A 16,935-nucleotide genomic window follows, 5' to 3' on the forward strand; every position below is an offset into this window, starting at 1 on the left:
CCGTGATCTCCCGAATCGATCTGCGCGGCGACGCCCTCCCCGAGGGCCCCGCCCTGCGTGACCTGCTGCCCCGAGCCGACTTCGACGTCTCGGCCGCCCTGGAGAAGGTGCGTCCGATCTGCGAGGCCGTGCATCATCGTGGCGACGCGGCGCTGATCGACTTCGCCGAGCAGTTCGACGGCGTCCGGCTCGACCGGGTGCGGGTCCCGGCCGCCGCGCTCACGCGCGCGCTGGAGGAGCTCGACCCGGCCGTGCGCGCGGCCCTGGAGGAGTCCATCCGCCGCGCCCGGCTCGTCCACCGGGAGCAGCGCCGCACCACCCGTACCACGCAGGTCGTCCCCGGCGGCTCGGTCACCGAGAAGTGGGTGCCGGTCGAGCGGGTCGGTCTGTACGCGCCCGGCGGACGGTCGGTGTACCCGTCGTCGGTGATCATGAACGTCGTGCCCGCGCAGGAGGCCGGTGTCGCGTCGGTCGCCCTCGCCTCCCCGGCGCAGGCGGAGTTCGACGGCCTGCCGCACCCGACGATCCTCGCCGCGTGCGCCCTGCTCGGCGTCGACGAGGTGTACGCGGCCGGCGGCGCCACCGCCGTCGCGATGTTCGCGTACGGCACCGAGTCCTGCCCGCCCGCCAACATGGTCACCGGCCCCGGCAACATCTGGGTCGCCGCCGCCAAGCGCTATTTCACCGGCCGGATCGGCATCGACGCCGAGGCCGGACCGACCGAGATCGCCGTCCTCGCCGATGCCACGGCCGACCCGGCCCACGTGGCCGCCGACCTGATCAGCCAGGCCGAGCACGACCCGCTGGCGGCGGCCGTCCTGGTCACCGACTCCGAGGAACTCGCGGACGCGGTCGAGAAGGAGCTCCAGCCCCAGGTCGAGGCCACCAAGCACATCGAGGACCGCATCCGCCCGGCCCTCGCGGGCCGCCAGTCCGCGATCGTCCTGGTCGACGGTCTGGACGAGGGCCTGCGCGTGGTCGACGCCTACGGCGCCGAGCACCTGGAGATCCAGACGGCCGACGCGGCGGCGGTCGCCGACCGCGTGAAGAACGCCGGCGCGGTCTTCGTCGGCCCCTGGGCGCCCGTCTCGCTCGGCGACTACGCGGCGGGGTCCAACCACGTCCTGCCCACCGGCGGCTGCGCCTGCCACTCCTCGGGACTGTCCGTGCAGTCCTTCCTGCGCGGCATCCACATCGTCGACTACACGCGCGACGCGCTGGCCGAGGTCGCGCACCACGTGGTGACGCTGGCGGAGGCGGAGGACCTGCCCGCGCACGGTGCGGCGATCAAGGCGAGGTTCGAGTGGAAGGTCCCCGAGGGCACGTGAGCGACATCCGCATCGACGATCTCCCCGTACGGGACGAGCTGCGCGGCAAGACCCCCTACGGCGCCCCCCAGCTCGACGTACCGGTACGGCTGAACACCAACGAGAACCCCTACCCGCTGCCCGAAGCGCTGGTCGAGCGGATCGCGGAGCGGGTGCGCGAGGCGGCCCGGCACCTCAACCGCTACCCGGACCGGGACGCCGTCGAGCTGCGCACCCGGCTCGCCGAGTACCTGACCACGACCGGCGGCCACCCCGTCGGCGTCGGCCAGGTGTGGGCCGCCAACGGCTCCAACGAGGTCATCCAGCAGCTGCTGCAGACCTTCGGCGGACCCGGCCGCACCGCCATGGGCTTCGAGCCCTCGTACTCGATGCACGGCCTCATCGCCCGCGGCACCGGCACCGGCTGGATCTCCGGCCCGCGCAACGAGGACTTCACCATCGACCTCGCGGCGGCCGAGCGGGCCGTCGCCGAGCACCGGCCCGACGTCGTCTTCATCACCACCCCCAACAACCCCACCGGTACCGCGGTCCCGCCCGCCACCGTCCGCGCGCTGTACGACGCCGCGCAGGCGGCCAAGCCGTCGATGGTCGTCGTGGACGAGGCGTACGTCGAGTTCAGCCACGGCGACTCGCTGCTGCCGCTGCTGGCGGGCCGCCCGCACCTGGTGGTCTCCCGCACCATGTCCAAGGCGTTCGGCGCCGCCGGGCTGCGCCTCGGCTACCTCGCCGCCGACCCGGCGGTGGTCGACGCCGTCCAGCTGGTCCGGCTGCCGTACCACCTCTCCGCCGTCACCCAGGCCACCGCGCTGGCCGCCCTGGAGCACACCGGCACGCTGCTGGGCTACGTCGAGCAGCTCAAGACCGAACGGGACCGGCTCGTCGTCGAACTGCGCGCCGCGGGTTACGAGGTGACGGAGTCCGACGCCAACTTCGTCCAGTTCGGCCGGTTCGAGGACGCCCACGCCGTCTGGCGGCGGATCCTCGACCGGGGCGTGCTGGTCCGCGACAACGGCGTACCGGGGTGGCTGCGGGTGACCGCCGGAACCCCGGCCGAGAACGACGCGTTCCTCGACGCGGTCCGTCAGCTGAAGAAGGAGCAGGATTCATGAGCCGCGTAGGGCGCGTGGAGCGCACCACCAAAGAGACCTCGGTCCTCGTCGAGATCGACCTCGACGGCACCGGCAGGACCGACATCAGGACCGGCGTCGGCTTCTACGACCACATGCTCGACCAGCTCGGCCGGCACGGTCTGTTCGATCTCACCGTGAAGACCGAGGGCGACCTGCACATCGACTCCCACCACACCATCGAGGACACCGCCCTCGCGCTGGGCGCCGCCTTCAAGCAGGCCCTCGGCGACAAGGTGGGCATCTACCGATTCGGCAACTGCACGGTCCCGCTGGACGAGTCCCTCGCCCAGGTCACCGTCGACCTGTCCGGCCGCCCCTACCTCGTGCACACCGAGCCCGAGAAGATGGCGCCCATGATCGGTGAGTACGACACCACGATGACCCGGCACATCCTGGAGTCCTTCGTCGCCCAGGCGCAGATCGCGCTGCACGTGCACGTGCCGTACGGACGCAACGCCCACCACATCGTGGAGTGCCAGTTCAAGGCGCTGGCCCGCGCCCTGCGCTACGCGTCCGAGCGCGACCCGCGCGCGGCCGGCATCCTGCCCTCCACGAAGGGCGCGCTGTAACCCCATGAACGGTACGTCCACCGCACTGATCGTCGTCGGCCTCTTCCTCGTCGGCGGCATCATCTCCTTCGCCAAGCAGCAGATGCCCAAGAGCCTGATCGTGCTGCTGTCCATCGGCGCCGCGATGTGCCTGATCGCCGGCGTCCTGAGGCTGGAGGTCTGGAATTGACCGCCAAGCGGGTCGTCGTCTTCGACTACGGCTTCGGCAACGTCCGCTCCGCCGAGCGCGCCCTCGCGCGCGCGGGAGCCGACGTCGAGATCACCGGTGACTACGACCGGGCCATGAACGCCGACGGACTGCTGGTCCCGGGCGTCGGCGCCTTCGCCGCCTGCATGGACGGCCTGAAGGCCGCCCGAGGCGACTGGGTCGTCGAACGCCGGCTGTCGGGCGGGCGCCCGGTGATGGGCATCTGCGTCGGCATGCAGATCCTGTTCGCACGCGGCATCGAGCACGGCGTGGAGGCGGAGGGCCTGGACGAATGGCCCGGCACCGTCGGACCGCTCCAGGCCGACATCGTGCCGCACATGGGCTGGAACACGGTCGAGGCCCCGGCCGGCTCCCGGCTCTTCGCCGGCCTGGACGCGGACGCCCGCTTCTACTTCGTGCACTCCTACGCCGTCCACGACTGGTCGCTGGAGTCGCACAACCCGCTGATCGCCGCCCCCCGGGTCACCTGGTCCACGCACGGCAAGCCCTTCGTGGCGGCCGTGGAGAACGGCGCCCTGTGGGCCACGCAGTTCCACCCCGAGAAGTCCGGCGACGCCGGAGCCCAGCTCCTCACCAACTGGATCGAGACCCTGTAGAGATGAGCAAGCTCGAACTCCTCCCCGCCGTCGACGTCCGCGACGGCCAGGCCGTCCGCCTCGTGCACGGCGAGTCCGGCACCGAGACCTCCTACGGCTCCCCGCTGGAGGCCGCCCTCGCCTGGCAGCGCTCCGGAGCCGAGTGGCTGCACCTGGTCGACCTGGACGCCGCCTTCGGCACCGGGGACAACCGCGAGCTGATCGCCGAGGTCGCCAGGGCCATGGACATCAAGGTGGAGCTGTCCGGAGGCATCCGCGACGACGACACCCTCGCCGCCGCGCTCGCCACCGGCTGCACCCGGGTGAACCTCGGCACGGCCGCCCTGGAGACCCCCCAGTGGGTCGCCGAGGTCATCGCCGAGCACGGCGACAAGATCGCGGTCGGCCTGGACGTCCGGGGCACCACGCTCCGGGGCCGCGGCTGGACCCGGGACGGCGGCGACCTCTACGAGACGCTGGACCGTCTCGACAAGGAGGGCTGCGCCCGGTACGTCGTCACCGACATCGCCAAGGACGGCACCCTCCAGGGCCCGAACCTGGAGCTCCTGAAGAACGTGTGCGCCGCCACCGACCGCCCGGTCGTGGCGTCCGGCGGCGTGTCGTCCCTCGACGACCTGCGCGCGATCGCCGGTCTCGTCCCGGCCGGTGTCGAGGGGGCCATCGTCGGGAAGGCCCTGTACGCGAAGGCGTTCACCCTGGAAGAAGCCCTGGAGGCCACGTCGTGAACTCGGACACAGCGTCATGACAGCCGAAGCCGTACGGCGCGTGCAGAGCGGCAGTCCCTGGGAGGAGTCCTTCGGTTTCGCACGGGCCGTGGCGGCGGGCGACCACGTGCTCGTGGCGGGCACGACCGCCTTCAACGGCGACGTGCTGTACGGCGACGGCGACCCGTACGAGCAGACCAAGGTGGCCTTCACCACCGCGGTCGAGGCGATCGGCGCCTTCGGTCTGGGCATCGAGTCCGTCATCCGGACCCGCGTGCACCTGGCACACTCCCGTGACGTCGACGAGGTGGGCCGCGCGCACAAGGAGCTGTTCGACTCCGTACGCCCGGTCACGACCCTGCTCGTCGTGCAGGGCTTCATGGACTCGCGCGTCCTGGTGTCGGTGGAGCTCGAAGCATTCAGAGGACAGTGAGAAGCATCAGAGGAGCCGTGGATTCATGACCCTGGCGGTCCGAGTCATCCCCTGCCTGGACGTGGACGACGGCCGGGTCGTCAAGGGCGTCAACTTCCAGAACCTGCGCGACGCGGGCGACCCCGTCGAGATGGCCAAGGTGTACGACACCGAGGGCGCCGACGAGCTGACGTTCCTGGACATCACCGCCTCGTCGGGCAACCGGGAGACGACGTACGACGTGGTGCGCCGCACCGCCGAGCAGGTGTTCATCCCGCTGACCGTCGGCGGCGGCGTGCGCACCGCCGACGACGTCGACAAGCTGCTGCGGGCCGGCGCGGACAAGGTGGGCGTGAACACGGCCGCCATCGCCCGCCCCGACCTGATCCGCGAGATCGCCGAGCGCTTCGGCCGCCAGGTCCTGGTCCTGTCGGTCGACGCGCGCCGCGGCGAGGGCGGCTCCTTCGAGGTGACGACGCACGGCGGCCGGCGCGGCACCGGCATCGACGCGGTGGAGTGGGCGCACCGCGCGGCCGAGCTGGGCGCGGGGGAGATCCTGCTGAACTCCATGGACGCGGACGGCACGAAGGACGGCTACGACCTGGAGATGATCGCGGCGGTCCGCAAGCACGTGACCGTCCCGGTCATCGCCTCCGGCGGCGCGGGCCGCCTCACCGACTTCCCGCCGGCCGTCACGGCGGGCGCGGACGCGGTGCTGGCGGCGTCCGTCTTCCACTTCGGGGACCTGCGGATCGGCCAGGTGAAGGAGACACTGCGGGGGGCGGGGCACCCCGTGCGCTAGCCGTACCCACCGCGGGGCGCGGCGGCGGCGCGCTCCGATCCGGGGCGCGCCGCCGCGCCCCGCGGTGGGTCCGCCGGACGCGTCGCGGACACCGCGCCGGGCCCTGCCTCGTGGTGGGGCCGCCGGACGCGTGGCGCCCGGACTCCGGCGCGCGCCGGGAGCCCGGGGTGCCGCTCCGCCGTCCGGCCCGCGGCGGCCCCGGGGCGCCCGGTGTCAGAGCCCGAGCTGCTTGGTCTCGTGCAACTTCGCGATCGCGTCCGGCTCGCCCTCCAGCTCCACCTTCGCGGCGCTCTGCCGCCCGTACGCGAGCAGCAGCAGCTCAGACGGCTCGCCGGTCGCCGTCACCACGGGCGTGCCGCGGTGGGCGACCGTCGTCTGGCCGTTCGGACGGCGCAGCACCAGGCCCGTCGGGATGCCCCGGCCCACCAGGCGCGCGGTGCGCTCCAGGCGGGACCACAGGGCGTCCTGGAAGACCGGGTCCAGCTCGCGCGGCGACCAGTCGGGCTGGGCACGGCGGACGTCCTCGGAGTGGATGTAGAACTCCACCGTGTTCGCGGCCTCGTCGACCTGCTTGAGCTGGAACGGCGAGAACCGGGGAGGGCCGGTGCGGATCAGCTGGAGCAGTTCCTCGTAGGGTTTGGCGCCGTACTCCTCCATCACGCGGTCCAGCCGGGACGCCAGCTGTTTGATCAGGGAGCCCCCGGCAGCGTCCGGCCGTCGCTCGCGCACCACCACGTGCGCGGCGAGGTCGCGGGTCCGCCAGCCCTCGCACAGGGTCGGGGCCTCGGGCCCCGCCGTCTCCAACAGGTCGGCGAGCAGAAGTCGTTCACGCTTGGCGAAAGTCGACATGCAGTCAGCCTACGGCCGTCGGCCGGGTCCGCCCAATGGACAGCGCCGGGGCGTGTCCGTCCCACGCGGCACAATGGGCGCATGACCAGCAGCTCCCCCAGCCCGCTCGCCCCGGCGATCACGGCGCGCCTCAAGCGCAGCGCCGACGGCCTCCTGCCCGCCATCGCCCAGCAGTACGACACCGGGGAGGTGCTGATGCTCGGCTGGATGGACGACGAGGCGCTGCACCGCACGCTGACGACGGGACGCTGCACCTACTGGTCCCGCAGCCGCCGGGAGTACTGGGTCAAGGGAGACACCTCCGGGCACTTCCAGTGGGTGAAGTCCGTCGCCCTGGACTGCGACGCCGACACCGTCCTGGTCAAGGTCGACCAGGTCGGCGCCGCCTGCCACACCGGCGCCCGGACCTGCTTCGACGCCGACGTGCTCCTCGCGGACGGCACACGTGCCGCCGCGCCCGGCGCGGATCAGTAGGGTCTGCCGCCATGGACGACATGGACCTCGAGACCTTCCGCAAGCTGGCCGCCGACCGCCGGGTGATCCCCGTCGGCCGCAAGCTCCTCGCCGACGGCGACACCCCGGTCGCGCTGTACCGCAAGCTCGCCGCCGAGCGCCCCGGCACGTTCCTGCTGGAGTCCGCGGAGAACGGGCGGTCCTGGTCCCGGTACTCCTTCGTCGGGGTCCGCAGCGCCGCCACCCTCACCGAGCGGGACGGCGAGGCCCACTGGCAGGGCACCCCGCCCGTCGGCGTCCCCACCGGCGGCGACCCGCTCGCCGCCCTGCGCGCCACCGTCGAAGCCCTGCACACCCCGCGCGACCTCGCCCAGGGCCTGGGCCTGCCGCCCTTCACCGGCGGCATGGTCGGCTACCTCGGCTACGACATCGTGCGCCGCCTGGAGAAGGTCGGCCCGGGGGAGCGCGACGACCTGAAGCTCCCCGAGCTGACCATGCTGCTCACCAGCGACCTCGCCGTCATGGACCACTGGGAGGGCTCGGTCCTGTTGATCGCCAACGCGATCAACCACAACGACCTGGAGACGGGCGTCGACGAGGCCTACGCCGACGCGATCGCCCGCCTGGACGCCATGGAGGCCGACCTCACCCGCGCGGTCGCCCAGCCCCCGGCCGCGCTGCCGCCGTCCGAGCTGCCCGAGTACACCGCGCTGTGGGGCGGCCCCGACTACCGGGAGGCCGTCGAGGACATCAAGGAGCGCATCCGCGCGGGCGAGGCCTTCCAGGTCGTCCCCTCGCAGCGCTTCGAGACGCCGTGCACGGCGAGCGCCCTGGACGTGTACCGGGTGCTGCGGGCCACCAACCCGTCGCCGTACATGTACCTGCTCCGCCTCGACGGCTTCGACGTCGTCGGTTCCTCCCCGGAGGCCCTGGTGAAGGTCGAGGACGGGCGGGCCATGGTCCACCCCATCGCCGGCACCCGGCCCCGCGGCGCCACCCCGCAGGAGGACCAGGCCCTCGCCGACGAGCTGCTCGCCGATCCCAAGGAGCGCGCCGAGCACCTCATGCTCGTCGACCTCGGCCGCAACGACCTCGGGCGCGTCTGCGAACCCGGCTCGGTCGAGGTGGTCGACTTCATGTCCGTCGAGCGCTACTCGCACGTCATGCACATCGTCTCGACGGTCACCGGCCGGGTCGCCCCGGACCGCACCGCCTTCGACGTCCTCACCGCCTGCTTCCCGGCCGGCACCCTCTCCGGGGCGCCCAAGCCACGGGCCCTGCAGATCATCGACGAACTCGAACCGTCCCGGCGCGGCCTGTACGGCGGCTGTGTCGGCTACCTCGACTTCGCGGGCGACTCCGACACCGCCATCGCCATCCGCACGGCACTGCTGCGCGACGGCACGGCCTACGTGCAGGCGGGCGCCGGCGTCGTCGCCGACTCCGACCCGGTCGCCGAGGACACCGAGTGCCGCAACAAGGCGGCGGCGGTGCTCCGGGCGGTGCACACGGCCAACCGGCTGGGGCGGTAGGGCGATTCTCACGTCCGCCAATCCGAGCCCCGGGTGACGGTTCGCCCGGGGTTCGGGTGATAGTGGAGTACGTGACAGCCGTTCCTCACCCCCGTACCCCAGCCGCAGGCCCCTCCCGGGCCGGCCGCCGGAGCCTCGCGACCGCCCTCCTGTGCGGCGCGCTCGGCGCGGCCGTCGCCCTGCTCGCCACCCGGCAGGAGTGGGCGGAGGGCACCGCGACGGTGGCCGGCGGCGCGTTCCCCCTGACCGCCAAGGGCAGCGACGTCACGGGCGTACCCGCGGCGCTCGCCATAGTGGGCCTCGCCGCGCTCGTCGCCGTCTTCGCCGTACGCCGCGCGGGCCGGTTCGCCGTCGCCGCCCTGCTCGCGCTGAGCGGCGCGGGCACCGCGGCCGCGGCCCTGGCCGGCGCCTCCGACAGCTCCGCCCTGGACGACCAGGCCGCGCAGGCCGCCGGGGACACCTCGGCCACCGTGGACGCCCTCTCCCACACCGCCTGGCCGTACGCCGCGGCCGTGGGCGGCGCCCTGCTGCTGCTGGCCGGCCTGCTCGCCCTGCGCTACGGCCGGCTCTGGCCCGCGATGTCCGGCCGCTACGAGCGGGACGGCACGCCGCGGCCACGCCGCACCCCGCAGACCGTCGATCCGGACCGGCCCGAGGACCTGTGGAAGGCCCTCGACCGCGGCGAGGACCCCACCGGCTCCTGACCCGCGCGCCCGTGGACACCGCGCCCCGCGCCGCGGCCGACCGGTGTCCGCCACGCGCGCGTGACGTGAGGAGCGCCCGGTGCGTCTCCCCGTGCCACTCGTCGGCACGTCGCCCGCCACGCGCGTGTGAGGAGCACCCCCGCTGACGGCGCGCCCGCCCGTGCGGGACAATGGGCGCGAGCGTCCTGCTCAGACTTGGCACACAGCAACGAGGAGCAAGCAATGTCGGGCAGCAGCCACGGTCACACCCCGGCCGCCTGGACGGGTGTCATCATCGCCTTCATCGGTTTCTGCATCGCGGGCGTGTTCATGGTGGCGGCCCAGCCGGTGGGCTTCTGGGCCGGCATGGTGGTCGTGCTCCTCGGCGGTGCCGTGGGCGGCATCATGCGCATGATGGGCCTCGGCCAGCCGAAGCAGAACCACCCCGTGCACCAGGTCACCGGCGAGCGCGCGCCGGCCGACGCCAAGGGCTGACCGGCACGGCGAGGGCGGTACTCCCGAGGGGCGGACCGGCACGAGGGTGCCGGGGCCGTCCCTCGCGTGCGGGTACGGCACGCCCGGTGCAGAATGCGGAGCGTGGACGCCGAGACCGGGAAGCCGACGCAGAGCACGACCGTGCCACGGGACGCCCCCGTGCCGGCCCGGGGGGCCGCGCCCCCGTCGGCCGTGACCGCGCGCCGCTCCGTGGCGGCGCGCCTGGCCGTCCCGGCCGGGGTGCTCGCCGCCGTCACCGGGGCCTTCGCCTACGTGGGGAGCGTGGACCCCAACGAGGCCGGCCACTACCCCGTCTGCCCCCTGCTGCGTTTCACGGGCGTCCACTGCCCCGGCTGCGGCGGCCTGCGCAGCGCCCACGCGTTCGTCCACGGCGACGTGCTGACCGCGCTCCAGGCCAACGCGCCGGCCGTCCTCGGCTACCTGGGGTTCGCCGTGCTGTGGACCGCCTGGGTGATCCGCGTGGTGCGCGGCCGCCCGGTGCGGCTCGACCTCGGTCCGGCGCACCTGTGGACGCTGGGGTCGTTGCTGCTGGCCTTCACGGTCGTCCGGAACCTGCCGTTCGGCGGCTGGCTCATCCCTTGATCATCCGGCGAACGTCCAGGTGATGGGACCGGCATCCACCGGATGCGGGCCAGGTGCCCCGCTCCGGATACCATCACAGTGACCACAGGTTTCGCCGTCTGAAAGGGGGCCGCTCGCGTGAGTGTGCTCGACGAGATCATCGACGGAGTCCGTGCCGACCTCGCGGAGCGGCAGGCGCGCGTCAGCCTCGACGAGCTCAAGGAGCGCGCGGCCAAGGCCCGCCCCGCCAAGGACGGCGTGTCCGCCCTGCGCGGCAACGGCGTCAAGGTCATCTGCGAGGTCAAGCGCTCCAGCCCGTCCAAGGGCGCGCTGGCCGCCATCGCCGACCCGGCCGGACTCGCCGCGGACTACGAGGCGGGCGGCGCCGCCGTCATCTCCGTCCTCACCGAGCAGCGCCGCTTCGGCGGTTCGCTCGCCGACCTGGACTCGGTACGCGCGCGCGTGGACATCCCCGTGCTGCGCAAGGACTTCATCGTCACCTCGTACCAGCTGTGGGAGGCCCGTGCGCACGGCGCCGACCTCGTGCTGCTGATCGTCGCGGCCCTCGACCAGCCGGCGCTGGAGTCGCTGATCGAGCGCGCCGGGTCCATCGGCCTCACCCCGCTCGTCGAGGTGCACGACGAGGACGAGGTCGAGCGCGCGGTGGACGCCGGCGCCGGGATCATCGGCGTCAACGCGCGCAACCTGAAGACGCTGGAGGTCGACCGCGGCACCTTCGAGCGGGTCGCCCCGGAGATCCCGGCGCACATCGTCAAGGTCGCCGAGTCCGGCGTCCGCGGACCGCACGACCTCATCGCCTACGCCAACGAGGGCGCCGACGCCGTCCTGGTCGGCGAGTCCCTCGTCACCGGCCGCGACCCGAAGACGGCCGTCTCCGACCTGGTGGCCGCCGGCGAGCACCCGGCGCTGCGGCACGGCCGGGGCTGACATCCCGGTAGGCTGACCCCGATGACGCTTCCCCTCACCCTGGCGGCCCGGGACCCGTACGCCCGCCTCGCGCGCGGCTGCCGGCCCCGGGGGTGCCGCGCGCCCGCCCGCCGGGTGCACGGCCGCCGGGTGCGGTACGTCATCGGTGACGAACCGGGACAGGTGAACGGCCGTCGATGGCAGCGCGCCCTCTAGGGGCGCGGGGTACTGCGCGACACGCCATGGACGGCCCGCAGCCGTCGGAGACCCCGCCCCCGCGGCGACCCGTGTCCGTTCACCCACTCACCGTGAGGCCCACGCATGCCCAGCAACTTCTTCGTCCCCGATCCGGAGGGCCGGATCCCCAGCGCCGAGGGCTACTTCGGCGCGTTCGGCGGCAAGTTCATCCCGGAGGCCCTCGTCGCCGCCGTGGACGAGGTCGCCGTCGAGTACGACAAGGCCAAGACCGACCCCGAGTTCGCCCGTGAACTCGACGACCTGCTGGTCCACTACACGGGCCGCCCGTCGTCCCTCACCGAGGTCCCCCGTTTCGCCGAGCACGCCGGCGGCGCCCGCGTCTTCCTCAAGCGCGAGGACCTGAACCACACCGGCTCGCACAAGATCAACAACGTGCTCGGCCAGGCCCTGCTCACCAAGCGCATGGGCAAGACCCGCGTGATCGCGGAGACCGGCGCCGGCCAGCACGGCGTGGCGACGGCGACGGCCTGCGCGCTCTTCGGCCTCGACTGCACGATCTACATGGGCGAGATCGACACGCAGCGCCAGGCCCTCAACGTGGCCCGCATGCGCATGCTCGGCGCCCAGGTCATCGCCGTCAAGTCCGGCAGCCGCACGCTCAAGGACGCCATCAACGAGGCCTTCCGCGACTGGGTCGCCAACGTCGACCGCACCCACTACCTCTTCGGCACCGTCGCCGGCCCGCACCCCTTCCCGGCGATGGTGCGCGACTTCCACCGCGTCATCGGCGTCGAGGCCCGCCGCCAGCTCCTGGAGCAGGCCGGACGCCTGCCCGACGCCGCGATCGCCTGCGTCGGCGGCGGCTCCAACGCCATCGGCCTCTTCCACGCCTTCATCCCCGACCCGGACGTCCGCCTCATCGGCTGCGAGCCCGCCGGACACGGCGTCGAGACCGGCGAGCACGCGGCCACCCTGACCGCGGGCGAGCCCGGCATCCTGCACGGCTCCCGCTCCTACGTCCTCCAGGACGACGAGGGCCAGATCACCGAGCCGTACTCCATCTCGGCCGGTCTGGACTACCCGGGCATCGGCCCCGAGCACTCCTACCTCAAGGACTCCGGCCGCGGCGAGTACCGCGCGGTCACCGACGACGCCGCCATGCGGGCCCTGCGCCTGCTGTCGCGCACCGAGGGCATCATCCCGGCCATCGAGAGCGCCCACGCGCTGGCCGGCGCCCTGGAGGTCGGCCGGGAACTGGGCGGGGACGGGCTGATCGTCGTCAACCTGTCCGGCCGCGGCGACAAGGACATGGACACCGCCGCCCGCTACTTCGGGCTGTACGACACCGACGCCGAGGTCGCCGCCGACGAGGCCGGCACCACCGCCGAGATCGAGGGGGACGCCAAGTGAGCGGGAACGTACGACTGCTGGACGACACCCTCGCCGCGGCCAGGGCCGAGGGCCGCGCCGCCCTCATCGCCTACCTCCCGGCCGGGTTCCCGACCGTGGACGGCGGCATCGAGGCGGTCAAGGCCGCGCTCGACGGCGGCGCCGACGTCGTCGAGGTCGGTCTGCCGCACAGCGACCCGGTCCTCGACGGCCCGGTCATCCAGACCGCCGACGACATCGCCCTGCGCGGAGGCGTCCGCATCGCCGACGTGATGCGCACGGTCCGGGAGGCGCACGCGGCCACCGGCAAGCCGATCCTCGTCATGACGTACTGGAACCCCATCGACCGCTACGGCGTCGAGCGCTTCACCGCCGAACTGGCCGAGGCGGGCGGCGCCGGCTGCATCCTGCCCGACCTGCCGGTCCAGGAATCGGCACTGTGGCGGGAGCACGCGGACAAGCACGGGCTCGCCACCGTCTTCGTGGTCGCGCCCAGCAGCAGGGACGAGCGGCTCGCCGAGATCACCGCGGCCGGCAGCGGCTTCGTCTACGCCGCCTCCCTCATGGGCGTCACCGGCACCCGCGAGTCGGTCGGCGGGCAGGCCGAGGACCTGGTGCGGCGCACCCGCGCCACCACCGGCACCCCGGTCTGCGTCGGACTCGGCGTCTCCAACGCCGCGCAGGCGGCCGAGGTCGCCGGTTTCGCCGACGGGGTGATCGTCGGCTCGGCGTTCGTCAAGCGGATGCTGGACGCCCCCGACGACGCGGCCGGACTGGAGGGCGTCCGCGCGCTCGCCGCCGACCTGGCCGAGGGCGTGCGCGGACGGGCGTGACGACGCGTGCGTGGCGGGTCCCTCGTACGGGTGGACCTGGGAACGGGGAGGCGCGCTGCGCCTCCCCGGTTCGTTCTGCGGGTGTGAGCGAGAAGAACCGAGAGGGAAAGCGCACCGCCCGTCAGAAGCTGGCGGTGGAGCGCGAGAAGCAGAAGTCCAAGGACAAGCGCCGGCGCGCGCTGATCGTCGGCGCGAGCGTGGTCTGCGTCCTGGGTCTCGCGGCGGTGATCGGCGTGCTCGCCGCCAACGCGGGAAAGGACGACGGCAGTGAGGCGGCGGGCCCGATCGTGGCGCCCTCGGGCGCGCAGGGCAAGGACGGCCTCGCGATCCCCGTCGGCGAGGAGAGCGCCAAGTCGACCCTGGTCATCTGGGAGGACTTCCGCTGCCCGGCCTGCAAGGCGTTCGAGCTGGCGTACCGCGACACCGTCCACGAGCTCGTCGACGCCGGGCAGCTCAAGGTCGAGTACCACCTGGCGACCATCATCGACGGCAACATGGGCGGCACCGGCTCCCGCACGGCGGCCAACGCCGCGGCCTGCGCCCAGGACGCCGGGAAGTTCACGCCGTACCACGACGTGCTGTTCACCAACCAGCCCCCGGAGACCGACGACGCCTTCGCCGACGAGAGCAAGCTGATCGAGCTGGCGGGCAAGGTCGACGGCCTCGACGGCACCCCGTTCCAGGAGTGCGTCGAGGGCGGCAAGCACAACAGCTGGGTGGAGAAGTCCAACGAGGCCTTCCGCACCGGAGGCTTCAGCGGCACGCCGACCGTCCTGCTGGACGGCAAGAACATCTACCATGACCGCACCATGACGCCGGCGAAACTGAAGCAACTGGTGCGGGAGGCCAACGCGTAGCGGCGGTGTTACGGACCCGTAGCCGGGCCGCCCGACGCGGGCGCCGTCCGACACGGTAGCGTCGACCCTGCCATGGAACTTGCCTTCATTCCCAGCCCGTCGCGCGGGGTGCTGCACCTCGGTCCCATCCCGCTGCGCGGCTACGCGTTCTGCATCATCATCGGCGTGTTCGTTGCCGTCTGGCTCGGCAACAAGCGCTGGATCGCCCGGGGCGGGCGGCCCGGGACGGTGGCCGACATCGCGGTCTGGGCCGTTCCGTTCGGCCTGATCGGCGGCCGCCTCTACCACGTGATCACGGACTACCAGCTGTACTTCAGCGAGGGCCGTGACTGGGTCGACGCCTTCAAGATCTGGGAGGGCGGCCTCGGCATCTGGGGCGCGATCGCGTTCGGCGCGCTGGGCGCCTGGATCGGCGCCCGGCGCCGGGGCATCCCGATGCCCGCGTACGCCGACGCCGTCGCCCCCGGCATCGCCCTCGCGCAGGCCATCGGCCGCTGGGGCAACTGGTTCAACCAGGAGCTGTACGGCAAGGCCACCGACCTGCCGTGGGCGGTGGAGATCACCTCGTCGGCCGACGGCCGGATGCCGGGCACCTACCACCCGACGTTCCTGTACGAGTCGCTGTGGTGCGTCGGCGTGGCCCTGCTCGTGATCTGGGCCGACCGCCGCTTCACGCTCGGCCACGGGCGGGCGTTCGCGCTCTACGTCGCCGCGTACTGCGCGGGCCGGTTCTGGATCGAGTACATGCGCGTCGACGACGCCCACCACATCCTGGGCCTCCGGCTGAACAACTGGACCGCGCTCTTTGTCTTCGTGCTCGCCGTGGTGTACATCGTCCTGTCGGCGCGGATGCGGCCGGGCCGGGAGGACGTCGTCGAGCCGGACGCGGAAGCCGACGGCGGCGGGGCCGCGGAAACGCCCGAGGAGGCCGCCGGCTCCGAGGACGCCGGCGCCGGCTCCGGGAGCAGCACCGGGGACGGCACCGAGAAGGACGAGCAGCACCTGAAGGACGAGCAGGACGTGAAGGACGAGCAGGACGTGAAGATCGCGAAGGACGTGAAGGTCGCGAAGGGCGGGGCCGACTCGGCCGAGAAGGGCTGACGGCCCGCCGCCGTACGTCGCCGAGGGCGCCCGGAGTCACTCCGGGCGCCCTCGGCGTGTGTCAGGGCAGGGCAGGACCAGGCGCCGGCGTCGCCCGGTCCTGCCTCCTTGCGGCCAAGATCACGGAGGAGCAGGAAAGGGTAAAGCCGCAGGTAAGCCCAGGCTTTCCTTGCTGGCGGAGCGGAAATGACCGGCGTAGATTGGTTGTTGTCGAAAAGTAGAACTGATCCAGACTAGCTGTCCGGGGGGCCCGTATGGCCATCATCGAAACCGAGGCGCCGCTGCACGAGGCGCACCGCGACAACCACACGCACCGCGACGTGAACGGCGGCTGGCTGCGCCCCGCCGTCTTCGGCGCGATGGACGGCCTGGTCTCCAACCTCGCCCTGATGACCGGTGTCGCGGGCGGTGCGGCGGGCCAGCAGACCGTCGTGCTGAGCGGCCTGGCCGGCCTGGCCGCCGGCGCCTTCTCCATGGCCGCCGGCGAGTACACCTCCGTCGCCTCGCAGCGTGAGCTGGTCGAGGCCGAGCTGGACGTGGAGCGCGGGGAGCTGAGGAAGCACCCGGCGGACGAGGAGGCCGAGCTGGCCGCACTGTACGAGGCGCGCGGTGTCGAGTCGCGGCTCGCCCGCGAGGTGGCCCGGCAGTTGTCCCGCGACCCCGAGCAGGCCCTGGAGATACACGCCCGCGAGGAACTGGGCATCGACCCCGGCGACCTGCCCTCGCCGCTGGTCGCGGCCGTGTCGTCGTTCGGGTCGTTCGCACTGGGCGCCCTGCTCCCCGTGCTGCCCTTCCTGCTCGGGGCGAGTGCGCTGTGGCCCGCGGTGCTGCTCGCGCTGGCCGGGCTGTTCCTGTGCGGCGCGGTGGTCGCCAAGGTGACGGCGCGCAGCTGGTGGTACAGCGGGCTGCGCCAGCTCGTCCTCGGTGGCGCGGCGGCCGGTGTGACGTACGTCCTGGGCAGTCTGTTCGGAACGGCCCTAGGATAGTCCGGCTCGTACTTATGCAGGGGACCGCATAAATAGCCGTTACTCGCTGGTTTCGAGTGCGTGATCCCCGGGCATGAGCCGTAAGCGCTGTGGGCAATGAGGCCTGCGGCGCACCCCGGAGGGGGCGACGAGGCTTCCTCCGCCCCTTCGGGCCGACGGGCGGCGACCCGTCCCCTCGGTCCCCGTGGCTTCCGCCGCCGGGCGCGGCACCCACGCCGCCACCCTCGGCGTCCGCATGCTGGAACGGATTATCCCGGTTCCCGAGAACCGCTCCATCATGTAACCTGCACGAAATTTTGCA

The 16,935-nt window shown here is 72.9% G+C and carries 21 protein-coding genes; 20 read left to right on the plus strand and 1 reads right to left on the minus strand.

The features are described 5' to 3' along the window. The first annotated feature begins 2 nt into the window (after window positions 1-2). The 8 genes from hisD to hisF are packed head-to-tail and all read left to right on the plus strand — an operon-like array spanning window position 3 to window position 5,749. Window positions 3-1,328, plus strand: a complete 1,326-nt coding sequence (hisD, locus tag ACVV2G_RS02480; RefSeq protein ID WP_453840866.1) for a histidinol dehydrogenase — start codon at window positions 3-5, stop codon at window positions 1,326-1,328. Then, a complete protein-coding gene (locus ACVV2G_RS02485; protein WP_453840867.1) occupies window positions 1,325-2,437 on the plus strand; it encodes a histidinol-phosphate transaminase in 1,113 nt (370 codons plus the stop codon). Before hisD ends, ACVV2G_RS02485 begins: the two co-directional genes overlap by 4 nt. Then, window positions 2,434-3,027, plus strand: coding sequence for an imidazoleglycerol-phosphate dehydratase HisB (gene hisB, locus ACVV2G_RS02490; protein WP_453840868.1), 594 nt, complete (start codon window positions 2,434-2,436; stop codon window positions 3,025-3,027). The genes ACVV2G_RS02485 and hisB overlap by 4 nt, the downstream gene beginning before the upstream one ends. A 4-nt stretch (window positions 3,028-3,031) precedes the next feature. Further along, entirely contained in the window at window positions 3,032-3,196 is a 165-nt protein-coding gene (locus ACVV2G_RS02495; protein ID WP_453840869.1) for a hypothetical protein, read from the plus strand. Continuing rightward, complete coding sequence (hisH, locus tag ACVV2G_RS02500) at window positions 3,193-3,831, plus strand: imidazole glycerol phosphate synthase subunit HisH (protein ID WP_453840870.1); 639 nt, start codon at window positions 3,193-3,195, stop codon at window positions 3,829-3,831. Before ACVV2G_RS02495 ends, hisH begins: the two co-directional genes overlap by 4 nt. 2 nt (window positions 3,832-3,833) lie before the next feature. Then, window positions 3,834-4,556, plus strand: coding sequence for a bifunctional 1-(5-phosphoribosyl)-5-((5-phosphoribosylamino)methylideneamino)imidazole-4-carboxamide isomerase/phosphoribosylanthranilate isomerase PriA (gene priA, locus ACVV2G_RS02505; RefSeq protein WP_453840871.1), 723 nt, complete (start codon window positions 3,834-3,836; stop codon window positions 4,554-4,556). A 16-nt stretch (window positions 4,557-4,572) separates the two neighbouring features. Then, window positions 4,573-4,968: a RidA family protein gene (locus ACVV2G_RS02510; protein ID WP_453840872.1), complete on the plus strand. Its 396-nt coding sequence runs from the start codon at window positions 4,573-4,575 to the stop codon at window positions 4,966-4,968. A gap of 25 nt (window positions 4,969-4,993) precedes the next feature. Then, window positions 4,994-5,749 carry an imidazole glycerol phosphate synthase subunit HisF gene (gene hisF / locus ACVV2G_RS02515; RefSeq protein ID WP_453840873.1) on the plus strand — a complete coding sequence of 252 codons (756 nt, stop codon included), beginning with the start codon at window positions 4,994-4,996 and terminating at the stop codon, window positions 5,747-5,749. A 213-nt stretch (window positions 5,750-5,962) separates the two neighbouring features. Here the strand turns inward: hisF and ACVV2G_RS02520 are convergent, their stop codons facing one another. Next, on the minus strand, window positions 5,963-6,598 hold the full coding sequence (locus ACVV2G_RS02520; RefSeq protein ID WP_453840874.1) for a TIGR03085 family metal-binding protein: 636 nt from the start codon (window positions 6,596-6,598) through the stop codon (window positions 5,963-5,965). A gap of 81 nt (window positions 6,599-6,679) precedes the next feature. Between ACVV2G_RS02520 and hisI the strand changes: the two genes are divergently transcribed. From hisI to ACVV2G_RS02580, 12 genes are all read left to right on the plus strand, one after another. Further along, window positions 6,680-7,072, plus strand: a complete 393-nt coding sequence (gene hisI, locus ACVV2G_RS02525; RefSeq protein ID WP_453840875.1) for a phosphoribosyl-AMP cyclohydrolase — start codon at window positions 6,680-6,682, stop codon at window positions 7,070-7,072. Window positions 7,073-7,092: 20 nt separating this feature from the next. Beyond that, window positions 7,093-8,583: an anthranilate synthase component I gene (locus tag ACVV2G_RS02530; protein ID WP_453840989.1), complete on the plus strand. Its 1,491-nt coding sequence runs from the start codon at window positions 7,093-7,095 to the stop codon at window positions 8,581-8,583. 62 nt (window positions 8,584-8,645) lie between these two features. Next, window positions 8,646-9,287, plus strand: a complete 642-nt coding sequence (locus tag ACVV2G_RS02535) for a TIGR02234 family membrane protein (RefSeq protein ID WP_453840876.1) — start codon at window positions 8,646-8,648, stop codon at window positions 9,285-9,287. A gap of 222 nt (window positions 9,288-9,509) precedes the next feature. Then, window positions 9,510-9,761, plus strand: coding sequence for an HGxxPAAW family protein (locus tag ACVV2G_RS02540; protein WP_453840877.1), 252 nt, complete (start codon window positions 9,510-9,512; stop codon window positions 9,759-9,761). Between the two features lie 93 nt (window positions 9,762-9,854). Beyond that, window positions 9,855-10,364: a DUF2752 domain-containing protein gene (locus ACVV2G_RS02545; RefSeq protein ID WP_453840878.1), complete on the plus strand. Its 510-nt coding sequence runs from the start codon at window positions 9,855-9,857 to the stop codon at window positions 10,362-10,364. A 117-nt stretch (window positions 10,365-10,481) separates the two neighbouring features. Next, the gene (trpC, locus tag ACVV2G_RS02550; protein ID WP_453840879.1) at window positions 10,482-11,291 is read left to right on the plus strand and encodes an indole-3-glycerol phosphate synthase TrpC; all 810 of its coding nucleotides are present in this window, start codon (window positions 10,482-10,484) and stop codon (window positions 11,289-11,291) included. Window positions 11,292-11,312: 21 nt separating this feature from the next. Continuing rightward, on the plus strand, window positions 11,313-11,486 hold the full coding sequence (gene trpM / locus ACVV2G_RS02555; protein WP_453840880.1) for a tryptophan biosynthesis modulator TrpM: 174 nt from the start codon (window positions 11,313-11,315) through the stop codon (window positions 11,484-11,486). 105 nt (window positions 11,487-11,591) lie between these two features. Further along, on the plus strand, window positions 11,592-12,878 hold the full coding sequence (trpB, locus tag ACVV2G_RS02560) for a tryptophan synthase subunit beta (protein WP_453840881.1): 1,287 nt from the start codon (window positions 11,592-11,594) through the stop codon (window positions 12,876-12,878). Then, on the plus strand, window positions 12,875-13,690 hold the full coding sequence (gene trpA, locus ACVV2G_RS02565; RefSeq protein ID WP_453840882.1) for a tryptophan synthase subunit alpha: 816 nt from the start codon (window positions 12,875-12,877) through the stop codon (window positions 13,688-13,690). Before trpB ends, trpA begins: the two co-directional genes overlap by 4 nt. An 83-nt stretch (window positions 13,691-13,773) precedes the next feature. Beyond that, window positions 13,774-14,547, plus strand: a complete 774-nt coding sequence (locus ACVV2G_RS02570) for a DsbA family protein (RefSeq protein WP_453840883.1) — start codon at window positions 13,774-13,776, stop codon at window positions 14,545-14,547. Between the two features lie 72 nt (window positions 14,548-14,619). Further along, window positions 14,620-15,648 carry a prolipoprotein diacylglyceryl transferase gene (gene lgt, locus ACVV2G_RS02575; RefSeq protein WP_453840884.1) on the plus strand — a complete coding sequence of 343 codons (1,029 nt, stop codon included), beginning with the start codon at window positions 14,620-14,622 and terminating at the stop codon, window positions 15,646-15,648. Between the two features lie 254 nt (window positions 15,649-15,902). Continuing rightward, window positions 15,903-16,634: a VIT1/CCC1 transporter family protein gene (locus tag ACVV2G_RS02580; protein ID WP_453840885.1), complete on the plus strand. Its 732-nt coding sequence runs from the start codon at window positions 15,903-15,905 to the stop codon at window positions 16,632-16,634. The last annotated feature ends 301 nt before the right edge of the window (window positions 16,635-16,935 follow it).

This window comes from Streptomyces sp. JK94, assembly GCF_053613315.1.

Bases quoted from the DNA above. Each gene is read 5' to 3' on its own strand.
- hisB (WP_453840868.1), top strand. From the start codon at position 2,434: ATGAGCCGCGTAGGGCGCGTGGAGCGCACCACCAAAGAGACCTCGGTC.
- ACVV2G_RS02495 (WP_453840869.1), top strand. From the start codon at position 3,032: ATGAACGGTACGTCCACCGCACTGATCGTCGTCGGCCTCTTCCTCGTC.
- priA (WP_453840871.1), top strand. From the start codon at position 3,834: ATGAGCAAGCTCGAACTCCTCCCCGCCGTCGACGTCCGCGACGGCCAG.
- ACVV2G_RS02510 (WP_453840872.1), top strand. From the start codon at position 4,573: ATGACAGCCGAAGCCGTACGGCGCGTGCAGAGCGGCAGTCCCTGGGAG.
- hisF (WP_453840873.1), top strand. From the start codon at position 4,994: ATGACCCTGGCGGTCCGAGTCATCCCCTGCCTGGACGTGGACGACGGC.
- ACVV2G_RS02520 (WP_453840874.1), bottom strand. From the start codon at position 6,598: ATGTCGACTTTCGCCAAGCGTGAACGACTTCTGCTCGCCGACCTGTTG.
- hisI (WP_453840875.1), top strand. From the start codon at position 6,680: ATGACCAGCAGCTCCCCCAGCCCGCTCGCCCCGGCGATCACGGCGCGC.
- ACVV2G_RS02530 (WP_453840989.1), top strand. From the start codon at position 7,093: ATGGACCTCGAGACCTTCCGCAAGCTGGCCGCCGACCGCCGGGTGATC.
- ACVV2G_RS02540 (WP_453840877.1), top strand. From the start codon at position 9,510: ATGTCGGGCAGCAGCCACGGTCACACCCCGGCCGCCTGGACGGGTGTC.
- ACVV2G_RS02545 (WP_453840878.1), top strand. From the start codon at position 9,855: ATGCGGAGCGTGGACGCCGAGACCGGGAAGCCGACGCAGAGCACGACC.
- trpM (WP_453840880.1), top strand. From the start codon at position 11,313: ATGACGCTTCCCCTCACCCTGGCGGCCCGGGACCCGTACGCCCGCCTC.
- trpB (WP_453840881.1), top strand. From the start codon at position 11,592: ATGCCCAGCAACTTCTTCGTCCCCGATCCGGAGGGCCGGATCCCCAGC.
- lgt (WP_453840884.1), top strand. From the start codon at position 14,620: ATGGAACTTGCCTTCATTCCCAGCCCGTCGCGCGGGGTGCTGCACCTC.
- ACVV2G_RS02580 (WP_453840885.1), top strand. From the start codon at position 15,903: ATGGCCATCATCGAAACCGAGGCGCCGCTGCACGAGGCGCACCGCGAC.